Annotated in this window: 9 protein-coding genes; 6 read left to right on the top strand and 3 right to left on the bottom strand. The window is 43.6% G+C overall.

Annotated elements, in window-relative coordinates; genetic code table 11:
- Positions 1 to 66: 66 nt before the first annotated feature.
- Together GCHA_RS22040 and GCHA_RS22035 are read right to left on the bottom strand one after the other, a co-directional pair.
- The gene (locus GCHA_RS22040; protein WP_039992910.1) at positions 67 to 1707 is read right to left on the bottom strand and encodes a LamG-like jellyroll fold domain-containing protein; all 1641 of its coding nucleotides are present in this window, start codon (positions 1705 to 1707) and stop codon (positions 67 to 69) included.
- Entirely contained in the window at positions 1704 to 2249 is a 546-nt protein-coding gene (locus GCHA_RS22035; protein ID WP_318249033.1) for a sigma-70 family RNA polymerase sigma factor, read from the bottom strand. Before GCHA_RS22035 ends, GCHA_RS22040 begins: the two co-directional genes overlap by 4 nt.
- A 242-nt stretch (positions 2250 to 2491) precedes the next feature.
- Between GCHA_RS22035 and GCHA_RS22030 the strand changes: the two genes are divergently transcribed.
- From GCHA_RS22030 to GCHA_RS22005, 6 genes are all read left to right on the top strand, one after another.
- Positions 2492 to 5335, top strand: a complete 2844-nt coding sequence (locus GCHA_RS22030; RefSeq protein WP_052018014.1) for an alpha-L-rhamnosidase — start codon at positions 2492 to 2494, stop codon at positions 5333 to 5335.
- A gap of 54 nt (positions 5336 to 5389) precedes the next feature.
- Positions 5390 to 7747: an alpha-L-rhamnosidase-related protein gene (locus tag GCHA_RS22025; protein ID WP_007992300.1), complete on the top strand. Its 2358-nt coding sequence runs from the start codon at positions 5390 to 5392 to the stop codon at positions 7745 to 7747.
- A 15-nt stretch (positions 7748 to 7762) separates the two neighbouring features.
- Positions 7763 to 10798 carry a sulfatase-like hydrolase/transferase gene (locus tag GCHA_RS22020; RefSeq protein WP_007992298.1) on the top strand — a complete coding sequence of 1012 codons (3036 nt, stop codon included), beginning with the start codon at positions 7763 to 7765 and terminating at the stop codon, positions 10796 to 10798.
- Positions 10799 to 10999: 201 nt separating this feature from the next.
- Entirely contained in the window at positions 11000 to 12433 is a 1434-nt protein-coding gene (locus GCHA_RS22015; RefSeq protein ID WP_007992296.1) for an IS1182 family transposase, read from the top strand.
- A gap of 347 nt (positions 12434 to 12780) precedes the next feature.
- Positions 12781 to 12987, top strand: a complete 207-nt coding sequence (locus GCHA_RS22010; protein WP_039992909.1) for a hypothetical protein — start codon at positions 12781 to 12783, stop codon at positions 12985 to 12987.
- Positions 12988 to 12990: 3 nt separating this feature from the next.
- Complete coding sequence (locus GCHA_RS22005; protein WP_007992294.1) at positions 12991 to 13776, top strand: hypothetical protein; 786 nt, start codon at positions 12991 to 12993, stop codon at positions 13774 to 13776.
- 534 nt (positions 13777 to 14310) lie between these two features.
- Here the strand turns inward: GCHA_RS22005 and GCHA_RS22000 are convergent.
- A complete protein-coding gene (locus tag GCHA_RS22000) occupies positions 14311 to 16872 on the bottom strand; it encodes a heparin lyase I family protein (protein ID WP_007992292.1) in 2562 nt (853 codons plus the stop codon).
- Positions 16873 to 16888: the final 16 nt, after the last annotated feature.

Here is a 16888-nt window from a genome sequence, read left to right as displayed (position 1 = left end):
ACATTATTTTGACATTAATGTATTAGGTAGCAGGATATTAGTTGTAGGTGGGTTAATAGTTTCTGTTTAAAAATTGTCTTTGGGTAAGCCGGTGATGTTATCTAGTAGTAGCGTCTTATTAGGAGTAAGTTCTATATGGCTTTTGTACGGTAACGCTTTTGCAGATGGCTGGCTGCCGTAGTAATTCAGGCCCATCAAAACATTGTTATAGTGAAGCGCTACCATAAAAGGTGTTAGCGCAAAATCATAAAATGCCACTTCATCTATAGTCCCCGCATAGGCCTCTGCGGCGTGCCCTTGAGCGTTAGGAGAATTGCCAATATTGGCTAACCCCGCTCCACCGCTCAATACTTTTGAGCCGGGTGGGTATCGGTAAAGTGCGCCTACTTTTCCGTCGATATAAATTGCTTTTATCCCACTTTCAACGTCATAAGTTGCCGCCACATGGTGAAAGTTTCCATCTTTTAACTGCTGAAGCGTTGGACGTCCGTCTCTGCCGTCTAATGGTAGTTTGAGCTCATGGTACCCTTGACCTAAAATGTACAACCCGAAGCTTAGAGACTCTGGATAGTCTCCAGCTGGCACTACTATTGATTTGTTGCGGTCATTTTGAAAGCTAAGCAGTATTCTATGATCTTTATCACTTTGATCTTTCCTGAAAATCTCATCAATTTCACCGTATCGTGTCGTAGTTGGGCCTTCTCCACTATATAAAGGCTTAATCAATGCTTCTATAGTGACACCATCAATAACGGAGAACGAACCTGTTGCGGGCGCACTTCCACCTCCGCTACCCACGTTAATTCTTGCATGCTTTCCATTATCAAAATAGAAAGCGCCTTTTCCGACGAGTCCATCGATGCGTTGAGCTCCACTACTTGGAACACCGACTGCGCGACCTGCAAAGTCCATCACTCTGTCGCCAACATCATCGAGGTTCCAAAAGTGTTTAGGTCGCCATGTTTTAGGAAAGATTTTTGCTTTGGTGTTACCAGAGACCGAGGTTGCATCACTGTCAATGTTTACGGTTAACTTGCCCGAATGCATCTGAATATCAGAGGCGTTGGCAGAAATAGCAATAGTCTTATTTGAATGAGAGATAACGTTAACCTCACCGCTTTTTAACTCAATTTCGGTAGAGTTAAATAATTTAAAGTGCGAATGAGCAGAGAGTATTAAGCTATCACCAGAGCGTAATTCAAGCTCGACCGGTCGTTCGGTTTTGTACATACCAGGATAAACGAGAGTGTTTTGTACGTTACCATTTTCGTCAATTAACAGCTCCCCACTAACTATTTTTCCTATAAAGGGTTCGTCGGGAAGTGGTTTGAATTGAATAATTAGGTATACCACCAGCATGCACAGCACTGTGAGTCCCCCCGCTAAATAGAACTTACGTTTTGTGCTCGCGGCTCTCTTTTCAGAGGAGGCTTCATAAGGTTGGTTTTGATGAGGTAAATTTGAAGCGTGCGTGGGCCGCATAATAAGTTCGTCGACGAAGGTTTTTCGCCTGACTATTTCAAGTTTTGGAAGAGCATTCGATTTAAGATGAAAGTGAAATTCGATGTAATCAAGGTAAAACCGTTGAGCCTGCTCATCGTTACTCAACAGTGATTCAAGTTTTTGAAGCTGCATCTGTGTAACGGTACCTGCGCAAATATCATCTGCTATGGCCCGAACTTCCTCAAACCTTTCTGAGCGATTCAAGTGTCGTGCTCCACTTTTTGTTTATCAACGCAGTCGAAGAGCTTACGGCGAAGCAAGTGGATAGATTTACGAATACCAAAAATCGAGCGCCCAGTTTTGTCTGCAAGTGCCTGTGCGCTTAAATTTTCTATGAAAAAACCATAATATAATTGGTGTGCGGAAGCAGAGAGGTGAGAAACGCAATGCTGCAGCATGCCCCATTTTTGGTCTGTATTATCTTGATGGGAAGCTACTGCTGATAGCTGCTCTAGCAACTCATCACTCAAACCTGAGACGAGTTTTGTTTGTTGTCTTCGGTACGTTCTGACACAGTTAAACACAATCGTATTTGACCATTTTCTAAAACTCGTTCCTTGCTCAAAAGTCTCGAATTCTTTCCAAAGAATAACGCTTGTCTCCTGAAAAATATCATCCGCGGCCGCTTTGTCTAAAACAAAGGCATAGATGTATGCATACAAACGTTGCTTTTCTGATTCAAACATTGCCGAAAACATGTCTGAGGTTGTATCCAAAGAACCTCGATTACCCTGTGGTGATGGCACGTTTTGATACACCTTAACCTCTCTATTACGATGTGATCATCAAATTCATCGCGACAGTTCACTACTCATGTCAGCAGCGTTAGCGTCACACAATTAGTGTATGCGCAACACTGTAATAATTTACGCAAATTTAACATTTAAGACATTGTTTGACTATATTTGATTGAATTTAAATTTTAAGGGTATCAATCTCACAATTCGGTGCCTTTTCTAATTATATAAAGTCTGATTTGAGCCAAACAATGTCATATTATCGTTACTCACTATTATGTTTATTCGCTATTTTTGTTGTTGCCTGCGAGCACGTAGGGCCTGACTCCATCAATGACAATGAGTCATCATTAATAGCTCCTCCCATTGGACTTACGGTGGGAGAAGGGATGGTAAATCCCATCGGCCACTATGAGAGCGTGCCACGTTTTAGTTGGCAGCTTGACACCGAGTCTTCTCAGCTAGCTCAGCAAAACTACCAACTTCAAGTTGCAAGCGACGATGCATTCAAGCCCGAACAAATCATTTGGGATAGCGGAAGAGTAACCTCCTCTAAAAACGCTTGGATAAGACCTGAAGGCCTCACTTTGGAATCAAGGCAACGCGTGTTTTGGCGAGTTAAAACATGGGATGTACAAAGCAATAGTTCACAATGGAGTGAAATACAGACGCTAGAAACTGGCTTATTGAGAAACAGTGATTGGCACGCTCAATGGATAGGGCATCCAGACACTAATGAGCGTACAGAAGTGCTTAGTCCTAACGCTATTGAGCAATCAGATAACCAATACTACCCGCCACAGTATTTACGCAAAAAATTTGAGCTTAATAAGCCGATTGAGCGGGCTCGTCTTTATATCACTGCAAAGGGCGTTTTTAAGCCATTCATCAATGGTCAGGCTGTCAGTGAAGATGTCATGACTCCGGGATGGACGCCATATCATAAACGTATTGAGACGCTGACTTACGATGTTACTAACCTACTACAGCTAGGCGCTAATGCCATTGGTGCTACATTGGCAGAAGGGTGGCAAGGTCGTATCTTCCATCCTACAAAGCAGGATTACGTAACACCACTGCGTCTTATCGCGCAGCTTGAGGTCACCTTTGAAGACGGCACTAGCTCGCTAATTGTAACGGATGATAGCTGGCTATCAACGGACCAAGGCCCCATTCGCACTGCGGGTAATTACGATGGTGAGCGCTATGATGCGAATTATGAGATGCCTGGTTGGAATACTCCAGAGTTTGATAGTGAGGGCTGGAAACGTGTTTACTCTGAGCCACGTGTACCTGTGGTTAAGCTGCGGCCGAAACGTCATGCGCCAGTAAGAGTAACAAAAACAATTCCTGCTATCACACTTCTGAGCGTGAAAGATGGTGTAGCCATTTTCGACATGGGTCAAAACATGGTAGGCGTGCCCGAAGTATCGCTACCGGTGAAAAAGGACCAAACCGTAAAAATTCGTTTTTCTGAAGCACTGCAAGGAGAGGAATTCTATGTTAAAAATCTACGCTCGGCCAAAAGTACCGATTGGTATATTCCTAACTCTGATGGCCTAATTTCCTATCAACCAACATTTACGTTTCATGGCTACCGTTACGTAGAAGTGTCGGGTTATGACAAAACAGCAACGCCAGCGCTGGATTGGGTTACAGGGAAGGTGCTTCATTCTGATTTCGATGTATATGACAATTTTTCCAGCAACCATAGCAAACTTAATCAGTTATCAAGCAACGTGTTGTGGGGGCTAAGGGGTAACTTTCTTGATATTCCAACCGACTGTCCGCAGCGCGATGAGCGGTTAGGCTGGACGGGTGACGCTCAAGTTTTTGTACGCACATCCTTATACAAAGCAGACGTTTACGCATTCTGGGCATCATGGCTAGAGAGCATGCGAGAAGAGCAGGGCATTGACGGAATGATCCCCAAATTTGTGCCGTTTCGCCCGTTTCTTACTGAGGGAACCGCCGCTGCCTGGGGTGATGCGGCAACCATAGTTCCATGGGAGTTATATCAGCATACAGGTGATTTAACGATCCTTTCGGAAAATTACTCAATGATGAAGCGGTGGGTAAAATTCACCGAGTTTAATAGCTTTGATTATATTTCAAATATCGGCACGTACGGTGACTGGCTACAGCCTTTTACAGAAAACGGGCGTGCATCAGGCGACACGCACCCAGATTTGATAGCTACAGCCTATTACGCGCGCTCGGTCGACATTTTGGCCAAAACTGCACAGGCGCTAGGCTATGAATCTGATGCTCATCAATATCGACGATTATTTAATAACATTAAGCAAAAATTCAGAACGTTCTTTTTTGATGATGCCCTTAACGTTGTAAGCACAACGACTAAGCAAATTAAGAGAGAAAAAGGGAAACGGCTTAAATCACCAAAAACTGTTGAACTTAACCTCAAAACTACTCAAACAAGTTATTTACTGCCGCTAGCGTTTGGTTTGTTTTCTGAGGACCAACAAGCCACTGCGGTTGATAAGTTATTAGACTTGCTAGAGAAAAGTGATCGGCATTTACGTACCGGTTTTCTCGGTACGCCTATGTTTCATCAAGTGCTTCAGCAATATGGCCATAGCGAACTGATGTACGATATTTTGCTGAAGGAAACCTATCCGTCGTGGTTCTACTCAATCAACAATGGCGCAACGACCACTTGGGAGCGATGGAATTCGTATTCCATTAAGGACGGTTTTAACAAAGCAAATATGAATTCACTAAACCACTATGCTTACGGTGCCGTGGCTGAGTGGTTTTATACAGGGATGCTTGGAATTCGAACACTAGAGCCAGGATTCAAAACCTTTCAAATCAATCCGCAGTTCACGAGCAAGCTGAACAACTTACAGGGCACTGTGCCAACCATAAACGGTGATATTAGCGTGGCTTGGTCTATTGCCGCCAATCAATTGTCAATGAGTATCACTGTACCCAAAAACACCCGAGCTGAATTGAAACTTCCGTCTATTCAAGATTTAACACTGACCCGAGATGGTAAGGCGTTGGCAGATACGGATTTATGGCTTGAGCCAGGTTCTTATCTTGTTTCGGGCGAAATTACGATATCAAAGTAACGTGCTTATGTTTGGTCAATCAGGCCTTTGTAAAAGCTTTAATGGATACAATTTATGCGTACAAAAGAAATAATAATTGCTAGCATCATGCTACTCGGTTCGGTTTTACCTCATTCTGCGCTTGCCGTTGAGTGGACAGCAGAGTGGATTTGGGCAAAAGAACGTTTTACCGATCCAAATACTTGGATGGCATTTCGTAAAGAAATTAGCCTAGATGAAATGCCTCAAGAAAGCCTTGCTTATATCAGCGCAGATACCAAATATTGGTTGTGGATTAATGGTGAACTTGTGGTCTTCGAGGGAAGTTATACCGGGGGGCCGTCCCCGGTAACACCTGCGCCACGTACTGATTTCTTTCCTATTGCATCTAACAAATACTATGACCAAGTTGATATCAGCCAATACCTCACTGAAGGCACCAATACTATTGCGGCATTGGTATGGTATTACGGTGACAACGGGCAAAAGGGCACCCATATCTCGTCTAACAAAGGGGGCTTTGTCTTTCAGGCTAACGTGGGCGATACCCAGGTTATTTCCGATGACTCATGGAAAGTAAGCTCACACCCAGCTTACGCCACGAGAGTGACAAAGCAATCTCCGTATCGCGTGGCTGCATGGAACATTAACTATGATGCCAGAAATAGCATGGGAGATTGGACGGATAATGCTTGGTATATGCCCGGCTATAACGATACGTCATGGCAACAAGCAAAAAGCCTGCACCGCCCACCGCGCGCGCCTTTTAATGCGCTTTTTCCAAGTGAAATCCCAATTCTTAACAACTATGGATTAGCTTACTGCGAGAATTATCCCGCCAGCAAGTTTCCTTTTGTGAGTAACGGCGAAACCATTAAATGTGTGCTTGATTTTAATAAAAACGTGACGGCCTATTTTGATATAGAGACTGAGCAAGGCCAAACCGTACATATCGATTCGAATATGCGACTTAACACCATTGAGACTGAGTACACGACAAAAGAGGGTCGGCAGCAGTTTGAGTCGTATTCATGGTTTAACGCCCGCACCATAGAATACACCTTTCCAAAAGGTGTGACAGTGCATGGCTTAAAATATCGCTGGACTGGGGTTGGCTCAACGCCTGGCCATTTTGAAGCAGACGATACTTGGTTTACGCGCATTTGGCAGATGGCTGAAAATACCTTGTACATTTGTGCCCGCGATAACTTTATGGATACCCCTGACAGAGAGCGTGGTTTATGGATTGGCGATGTAGCCGACCAGGCAAGCTATCTGTTTTACTCAATGGATAAGCCTGGCCGAGACTTACTTAAAAAGGCGATTAAAGTAACACTTGCCTTCAGCGATAGTGAAACCGGTATTTTCGCAGGTTTAGGGCCTGGTCGATTTAGAGAATTGCCCGCACAGAGTTTACAGTTTATTGAGCAAGGAATTTGGCACTACTACTATAATACCGGCGATCGTGAGACGCTTGAGTTTGCCTATCCGTATGTACATAAGTACCTCACTTTATGGGGAACCCGTGAAAACGGCCTCGCCACATTCAGAAGTGGCGCCTGGAAATGGACAGACTGGGGACCGCAGGACACCATAGATTATGACGTTATTCAAAATGCACTGTATTACAGTGCGCTGGTATCTGCACGCAAGATGGCCAGGGTGCTAGGTGACGATACTCACCTCAGTTTCTATGATAGCCGCATTGCCACGCTAAAAAACGCGTTTAGAGCTACGTTCTGGCAAAACGGCTTTTACAGCAGTAACCCCCAACAGTTTAAAGATGACCGAGCTAATGCGGTTGCAATCTTGTTCGGTTTAGCTGACGAGTCACAATATGGCCGAATAGTCGACACCGTATTAGTACCCAACCACTTTGCCAGCCCGCATTTTGAATGGATGGTTTATAACGCCATGGCAAAGGCCGGACGTTACGATGAAGCACTGTCTAGAATGAAAGAACGCTATGGCACACAGGTAGCTAACCCGGTTCGGTCTACGTTAACCGAATACATGAACGGCGGGGGAACTGAAAATCATGCATGGAACGCACCTAGCACGGTACTGAGCAAATATATTGCCGGCATAGCGCCAACTTCTGTGGCCTGGAAGACATATCAGATTATGCCTAACATGGCGCACATGAAACGCATTGAACAACGCGTGCCTAGTGTGCAAGACGATATTGATTTTGTAATCAGCCGCACCTCAGAAAACCTTACGCTTGAACTCACCTCCCCAGTTAATACAGTGGCTATGGTCGGAGTGCCCAAAGAGTATTTTGATATCAGTAAAATATCCGTTAATGGCAAAGTAGTGTGGCAAAACGGGCAAGCTAGAAACAATGTGAGCGGTGTGAAGTTTGTGTCAGAGACTTCAAAATACATCAATTTTGAAGTTGACCCAGGCACCTGGAAAATAAACGCAACTTAAGTTTTAGAGGTAGAAATGAGATTAGTATTTAAAAACTTAGCTGCGCTTATGCTTGTGTTTTCAGGTGTATTATTCAGCGTAATGACTTATGCAAGTCAATCTGATAAATCTCCTAACATCGTCGTGTTCTTGATTGATGATCTTCGACCTGACTTGGGCGTTTATGGTCACAGTCAGGTGCATAGCCCAAATATTGATAAGTTGGCTAAAGAAGGAGTCAAGTTTACCCGAGCCTACGCACAACAAGCTATTTGCGGCCCTTCTCGGGTCAGCATTATGACAGGCTTACGACCTGAAACGACCGGATTGTATACCATTAGAAAAGACGGTCGACTTAGACCTAATCAGCCAAATGTGGTGTCGATGCCCCAATTGTTTAAAGCCAATGGCTACAAAACCATTAGTATTGGTAAGGTTTACCACAGTACAGTCGACGATGCAGAAAACTGGTCTACTCATATTAAAAAGCTCGATAATTTTTACGCCATTGACGGTAATAAAGAGAAACGGTTTGCTTATGAGGCTGGCGAGGTAGAAGACGACTTTTATAAAGACGGAAAAGTAGCCAGTGATGCCATACGCGCATTAAAAGAGCTGAAAGACGACAAGTTTTTGATGTTCGTTGGCCTCAGTAAGCCGCACTTGCCTTTTAACGCCCCCAAACGTTATTGGGACCTCTATGACAGCGACGAGTTTGCAGTGCCAAGTCGAAATAAGCCAAAGGACATGTATCGCCTTGCGCTCACAAACTGGGGCGAGCTTCGAATGTATGGCGGTATTCCTAAAGAAGGCGACGTTGATGATGAACTTACCAAAAAGCTCAGGCATGGATATTACGCATCGGTAAGCTACATGGACGCGCAAGTTGGTAGAGTAATGCAGGCACTTAAAGAAATGGACCTGCGAGAAAATACCATGGTTGTGTTGATGAGCGATCATGGTTACAAGCTTGGTGAGTACGGCGCGTGGAACAAGCATACTAATATGGAGCTAGACACCAAAGTACCGCTGATTATTAGCAGAGAAAGCTCTTATGCGAAGCGTGTTAGTGGTGAAGCTTCACATGCGCTCGTGGAGAATGTTGATATATTCCCAACGTTAGCGGAAGCAGCAGGCATAAATCCTCCCAAAGTGGATGGGAAAAGCTTACTTGGGGTACTGGATAAGCCTAAAAGTCAACACAAGTCAGCGGCTTATAGCTTATTTAACCGTGGAAAAATAATGGGTGTGTCGGTTACAAACGGTGATTGGCGTTATACCGAATGGAGAAATGCAAAAACTCAAGCAGTTCAATATACCGAATTATACGACCATCGGCACAGTGACATCGCCTCGGCTAATGTGTCTGGCAAGCAAGAGTTTGAGGAAATAGAAGCAGGGTTGGCGGTATTGCTGCGTAAGCAATTCCCCTTAGACGCGCCGAGCTTTTATGAAAAGCGCCACATAAACAATACTGCTTCTACAGAGATGGTGCTATCCACAGACTTTACCAAAGATGATACTAAAATAGGCCCGCTATACGACTTTTTTGATGTAGCCGTGAGAACAGAGCGTGGTAACCCGAAATCGAAACCTGCTACGTTTGGTAGGCCCCCTAAAGTGAATACGGTAAGAATGTTAGGAGGTTGGTACAACCAAGATTTGACGGGTGATACTTACCAGTGGGACGGCGAAAAGTACGTTTATAATTTCGCAGCAGCTACCCAGCGTATCGATAGCTGGATAGATAATGATTGGGACATATTTCAAATTGTTTTAGATAACCCACCTTGGGCTTTTCAAAGAGGGCATACCTTCGTAGAGGAACCTGACGGTGCTCATTATTTAAAGAAAGATAAAGTGGGCGTTTATGGAAACGGGCTACCGCCCAACGATGCCAAAGCATGGAATAAGTATATTCAGGACTTCATTACCCATTTGATTGAACGTTACGGTAAGGAAAGGGTGGCTTCCTGGCGATTTAGAGTGGGATCTGAAATAGATACTCGGCCCCAGCATTGGTCGGCCAGCAGAGAGGAATTTTTTGATCACTATCGCAATACAGTAGCAGCAATTAAGACTGTGCTGCCCAGTGCGAAAGTAGGGGCTCACTTCAGAGAAGCCTCTCATAAAAGTAAATATGTAGATTACAAGGGCAACAAAGAAAACGCCTACGCCACTTACTTTATAACTTGGGCAAAGCAAAACAAAGTGCCTTACGACTTTCTGGCGATTTCTTATTACCCCCACATAACCCACCCTCACGAAATGGATATGGATAAGGTTTATGCTAATCAGATAGCCCCTATTTTGGAGCATGCAGATTATAACCCTGAAGCTAGCTTTGAAATTCATGAGTATAAATTCATTGTGAAAATGAAGCGGGCGGGATTTGTAAGTGTGGCTACCTCTCACAACTCTGCATTTTTTGCCATGTTGAGTAAGATGATGTTAAAGCAAAATATTAAAGAGGTGTTTCAGTGGGGGAACATGCGTGATGGCTCATACAGCCCCGAAGCGATGACGCAACTAGCGCTACACTCTATGCTGGGTAACACAGTATTTGAAAACGCTACAACGAGTGACCGGACAGTACAGGGAAATCGCATTGACGGAATCTTCTCAGTTCGCAAGGAAGGAGAGGGGATGGACGTACTAACGTTTAATTTCAACAACAAAAACGTAAGCTATTTAAAGCCTGAGCCACTTACACTAGCAATGAAAGTCGACAAGCCAGCTGGTACAAGGTTTCAGTATCGTGTTGCGCAGATTGATCGATATACGAATATTGAGCAACAGTTCTTCAACGATTTTCCCAAAGCTATGATAGTTGAAAGCCAGGGTGGCTGGCGCAAGGCCGACGCACACCCAACCGCTTCAGTTCACAACGCTCTAAACGAAGAAGGGCAATCAGTATTTCATAAGAATAGAGACAAATACGGGAAAATGGATTCTCTTAATTGGAGTGAGTGGCAAGAGGGGAAAACCGAGGGCACTTCCCAGCATTCAGATGTAATAATACAAAGCTTAATCCCTTCTTTTACGGTGCAAAAGTATGAAGTGCGATGGTGATACGAAACAATGAATTAGCTGCTGTAGTGTACGGATAAGGAATTTCTAACGTCTGCTTAGAGCGCAGGCTGTGTGAAAACTATTGATCACCTTTTGGTCTAAGCCTGTCATTCTCATGATCAATCAGTCTTAGCAAGTGATCCAACTCAAAGTGCAGGTTTAGTATAATAAAGTGGTAAGCCAAACCAGAGGAAATCTGAGATGTCTCACCATATTAAAGGCCATTCAAGACAGCAATCAACTTTGTTTCCTGAAGCCTTGGATGATTTTGTTACAACTGAAAATCCCGTCCGCGTTATCGATACTTTTGTGGACAGTTTAGAGCTCCAAGTGCTCGGTTTCGAAAGGGTTCAAGCCAAAGCAACTGGCCGTCCATGTTATCATCCCGCCACTATGCTGAAGCTTTACATTTATGGTTATCTAAACCGTATTCAGTCTTCACGTCGATTGGAAAAAGAAACACATAGAAATGTTGAATTGATGTGGTTATTAGAGCGACTACAACCTGACTTCAAAACGATAGCTGATTTTAGAAAGGACAACGGACAAGGAATTAAAAATGCTTGCCGCACGTTTATCGAGCTATGCCGTGAGATGAATATGTTCTCTGATGTGATGGTGGCAATTGATGGCAGTAAATTCAAAGCCGTTAACAGTAAACCCAATAATTACACGCCTAAGAAAGTGCGAGACCACATAGCCAGAATCGAAAATAGCATTGCGCATTACTTGTCTTTGCTGGCTGAAAAAGACAAGAAAGAAACATCAGATGACGATATAACATTAATGCACGGCAAGCTCGCCTGGATGAAAAATAGACTCGCTGAGTTGAAAGAAATTCAAGTGGCTGTTAACGAGCATCCTGATAAACAAATATCCTTAACCGATCCTGATTCACGGTTAATGAAAACGAGCAATATGACTCGCCAAGTCTGTTACAACGTGCAGTCAGCAGTGGATACTAAACATCACTTAATCGTGAGTCACGAAGTGACACAAACCACTGATCGAGGAAAGTTGCACCAAGTAGCTAGGCAAGTTCAAGAAGTGCTCCAGACCAAGGATATAACCTTTATTGCTGATAAGGGATATTACAGTAGAGAAGATATCAAGGCCGTGCTTGATACTGGCTCTGATGTACTAGTACCGAAAGGTGATACATCGGGTGCAGCTAAAGCGGGGATATTCAATCGAACAGAATTCAAATATAACCTCGATAAGGATGAGTATACTTGCCCTGTAGGCAATACCCTTCCTCACCAACGAAATTCTGTTGAGCATGGGATGCACCTCAAAGTCTACGTCAACCACATCGCTTGTCGCGACTGCAACATACGAAGCCAGTGCACACGCTCTAAGAAAGAGCCAAGAAAAATGAAGCGTTGGGTTCACGAAAATGTGATCGATAGCATGCATGAGCGACTGAAAAAGGCATCACACATTACCGTGACCCGAAAGCAAACGGTGGAGCACCCATTTGGCACGATTAAAATGTGGATGGGAGCGACTCACTATCTGACGAGACGCATTAAAAATGTCAGCACAGAAACGAGCCTTCATGTGTTGGCATATAACTTAAAAAGAATGATGAGGATAATGGGAACAACTGGATTGATGGAAGCCATCAGAAAATAAAGGCAAATTTAGCCTAAATTCGCGCTAAAAAACCGCGTTACAACGTCATACTTACCATAATAGACTCCCCTTCATACTACAAAACTAGAATTCAGTTCTAAAGCTACTAATCGATGATTTACTCATTCATTCGGTTGAGTATCGTCCAAATCAGGGTTAGCAATCATATCACGAGTTTTTACACAGCCTGAGCGATTAACGGTCAGTGACACCCAATTCTACAAAGTAGTTAAGCAAGTCATTTAACGATATATCCTCTTCAATGGGTTCCGTCTGAATACCTAGCAATTTCTGAAAAGAGTGTTAATATATACAGCATATTTATCGAAACAATGAGGAGACCTTCTATGGAAGCAATCATCAATTGGATTGTAGGTTTCGATGCTGACAATGATGTCGTCAAGAGCCTAAAATCCTCAGCTAACAAGTCTCGCAAGGTTGTGGGACGCGGAACGTTAGTGGTCGATACCGATGAAGTTCGACGCTCAATTAAATTTAAGAATGATGCAAGGAAGGCAGCCGATATTGTAAGGTTGAGCAAATCCAAAGGATAATAAATGCTCGCATTTTTGTTACTACCCGTACTTACGTGCGGGTTTTTTATTTGTTACTACAGTCTTCCCCATTTTTATAAACTTCACCGCTATGAAGGTCAGCAACTCTATCTGAAAAGTGCTTGGCTCGGTGTTCAATGTCTTTTTTACGCACTTTTAATCGTAGCAATACTAAATGCTTTCGTTCCTCCAACGATGTTCTGTGTTCCGACTGACTTATACTTCTTCGTACTAACCCTTGTTAAAGGAATCGTTCCCAAACACTCGAATGCCAGCGAATTGACCTGGTTATTTTTGATAGCAGTTACAATGCACGGCGTCGCATTTATTCGCGTTTGGATTACAAATTGGGCTATGAATCAATTTCAGCAAAAAGAGGGCGTCGATCCAAAGATAAAGCTAATGTCAGACGTACTCTCTGATAGTCCATTAGATAGCGAACTTTTGTATTCGTACATCCACGACCAGTCGGTCCTCATCTCATTATCAAATCGCAAAGTGTATGTCGGGCAGGTCGTTTCGTTGGGGGAGCCAAATGAATCAGAAGGAATGGATCAAGAAATATCAATACTCCCCCACATATCAGGTTATAGGGATAAAGATAACCTCACAGTAAATTTCACAACACAATATGAAAGCATCGATACGAAAGTTGAGATAAAAGTCACTCTACGGCAAGAGCTTATTGAGTCAGTGGCGCGCTTTGACTTTGACGTGTATCAGCAGTTTTTAGAACGGAAAAAGGAATTCATCGAAAAACCGAAGCAAGTTCCTTTTTCGAAAAGATAGTTGATTTAAGCATTTCCGAAATTACATAGTCCCAACTCAAAGCCAAGTGTAATGGCGTTTTAACAATCCGCTATTGACCAAGACCAGAGATAAGAAATCTCCCCTTTTAACGTCCGCTCATTGTCTGAGGAAGACCACCACCATCGCGGTGGTGACGGTCCTGTATATCGCTCATTCCTGCCATTGGCTATCGATATACCTGAGGGGCCGCTTTACGTTCACAGCAGTCGTTGAAATTTTTAAAACTCAACGACCGCTATGGCACTTAGGTGACATTAAAATTAGTCGCTTGGTGTTAACAAGGTCGGGCGCGCGATCTAATTGTTTGGAATAGTGAGACCAGGTAGATAGCGTCATACTCATTTCTATCTTTAATAACTTAATCTACCCAGTATTTCGCGAATAAAAACAGGTACAATTTGTGAGCTCGGTATATTCGGTAGTGCGAGGCAGAGTGGGTACTATAGCTATATTACAAACCTTGTTTGCGGATAACTAAGCCGTTAAATTGCTGCAGTACCTTAGCGCTATTGATTACTGCCCAGGTGCCACATCTTCGTAAGTTGCATTAGGGTCATCTGTCATACGTATTTCATCAAGATACAGATAGTGATCATTCTGCATACCGCTTAAATCACCATTGAAGTACATTCCCCAAGAGGGATAAATTCCTTTATCGTCGTTATAGCCAAACTGAATACCTTGCTCATTAAGGACTTTTTTTCCGTCTACCCAAAGCTCTAAAAAACCAGTTTTTTCATCCGAGTAATCCACTTTTACATGCAGAACAAAGTCTACCCATCTATCGAGGTAGTCAGCTTTGCTGCCGGGTATTTTAAAAGCTGAGGTACCGTCGCCGTGGCGTGTGGGGCTAAGCTCATACGGGTCCCATTTCCAATTCCCTTTCATGCCGTTTTCAGTAAGGGTTAAGCTAAATGGAGGGTTTCTTGAGTGTTCTTTTAACCGCTTGTCAGCGCTGCCGTGTATTTGAAAGAATAGCCATTCATTGGGTTCGTTTTGTGTTCCTTCGTGTGGAAAGAAAAAGCTAAACCCAAACCAAGCTTCTGCGTCTTGAACTTTTCGTGTTTTGAATCCGTGGAACATGGCTTTTCTATCGACGTTATCCATTTTCTTAGGGTTGCCATTGTAAGCGGCTGGATTTTCATGATGCCATGCTAGTTTTGCGGCGTACTGACCACTGCGAACAACCTCTGTTTCCAAATCAAAAGCGTTTTCGCTTTGGAGTTGGTTGAACATAAGGTTCTTGGGAAGCGCAGTATTTAACCCCGGCGTGAACCCTCTGGGTGATGCGGCATTCCAACCTCCATCTTCAAACGATTCATATATGCCTACCGTATTGTTGGAAAGGGTAACAAGGTTTGATTCGTCTTTCTGGGGGGCTCTAAAGGTGCCGTCTTGCCATAAATATAAGCGTTGGGATGCGCCTTTTTTAACATTTAATATAACGGCTACACTGTCATCTGAATCATCATGAATGGCATCCATTTGAATGCGGGTGTTTTTAAGCGAAAGGTAGATATCTGACACGCGCCAGTTCACACCATTTTGACTCGTTACTTTTGCGAATGCTGTGTGTTTATTTTGATCACGGTAGATCACCACAGCCTCGTGATTGCTGTGCTCACTTTGAAGCGGCTCTAAACTTAAAATTTTATATAGTTCTTCGTTACTCTTACCGCGAAGCGTGCGACTTACGGTGTTGGGCATAGGTAGACTATGCTCCCACTGCTCATCTTTAAATGCAGCCAAGCGCCATTCGCGAATATCTTTTGTACGAGCCTCGTATGCTACAGCCGGCGTACCACTTTCTAATACCACAGGCGAGGTACCAAAAGGCGTTTCTTCCTTATCAGTGGAATCGAAAGCGAGCATTTTTTTGTTAGCTACATCAAGTGTTACCGGGAGTTGTATTTGCTCACCTTGGGCGTTGTAGAACGTGTCAGTTGTTGTATCTAAACGCATGTAATATGCATTAATACGGGCGTAGGTCGTTTTGTCGTGTACTTCAAGAAAATTACATTCATGCCATAAGTAGCTGATCGCGATTTCTGAATCAGATATTTTCAATGGATTGATATAAAACGTATCCACATTGATTGGGTTATCTTGCTGTGGCGTTGGTACTGTAATTATTACTGGTTTCTCAAACCTATGGGTTCCCGCTTTCATTTTGTAGTACACCCAAGGGGATTTGTGCGTACCTGCCCGTGTAAACAAGTAGATATCGCCATTACCCATTTTGTAGCTTTTGGTATATGAGGCAAAGGGCGATATGTCATCTATGTACTTAAACTCGCTAATATCATAGGGCTTCTTTGACATGACATGCAGCATTCGCCCGCCAGCGTGAGGTGTATCAATAGACATTGGGTTTAACCCGTCTTCACGCTCTCCACCGTGGCCGCCGTATACAATGTGTAAATACCCGTCACGGTCCATTTCTATGATTGGCCTTCCATGACTATCTATTTTTCGTTCACCCTTTGACAGAGTGCTCTCTGCTGCTTTGTAAGGCCCCTGCCATTGGTGAGTAACAAGATTGTATTTAGCGATGTAAGGGTCTGTTAACTGGCCTTGATAGGTGATGTATACCGTATCGCCGTCTACATAATGCCAGCCTCTATGGGGGTTACCACGTAGGTTTTCTGTGAAATAGCCTAGCGGTAATTCCGGGAGTGATTCAGGTAACGGTTTTTTAGGGCCTAAATCTTCTTCTGACAGCCCGTAGATATCGTGAAAACTTTTATCGCTTTTGAAAGCATTGTAAACAGGTTGGTATTCTGGATATTGACCGTACATGTACTGGTCTATTCGCCACTGCCAATAACTTTCACTTTCAGGATCTGTAGTGTCTATTTGTGCTTTTAGCGTAGCGAAAACGTTATCCTTTATGGAAAACTCATCGATCAAAGTTTGGCGCTGAGAATGAAAGCTGCCTTTCTCTGTCGGTTCCACTGGGCTATGCGTTGGGCTGCAACCGGCGGTAATAGAAATAGCAGAAAACAATAAGGCCGTCAGCCAAGAAGATTTGGCGTTCGAAGCACCTGTTGTTAACGCTTTGCGATCGAGTTTCATTATTAGTTTTCTCTCA

Origin of the sequence: Paraglaciecola chathamensis S18K6, from assembly GCA_000314955.1 — a bacterium.
Taxonomy (GTDB): Bacteria; Pseudomonadota; Gammaproteobacteria; order Enterobacterales; family Alteromonadaceae; genus Paraglaciecola; species Paraglaciecola chathamensis.
The sequence above is the reverse complement of the archived record's forward strand: the minus strand, read 5'-3'. Positions and strand labels throughout refer to the sequence as shown.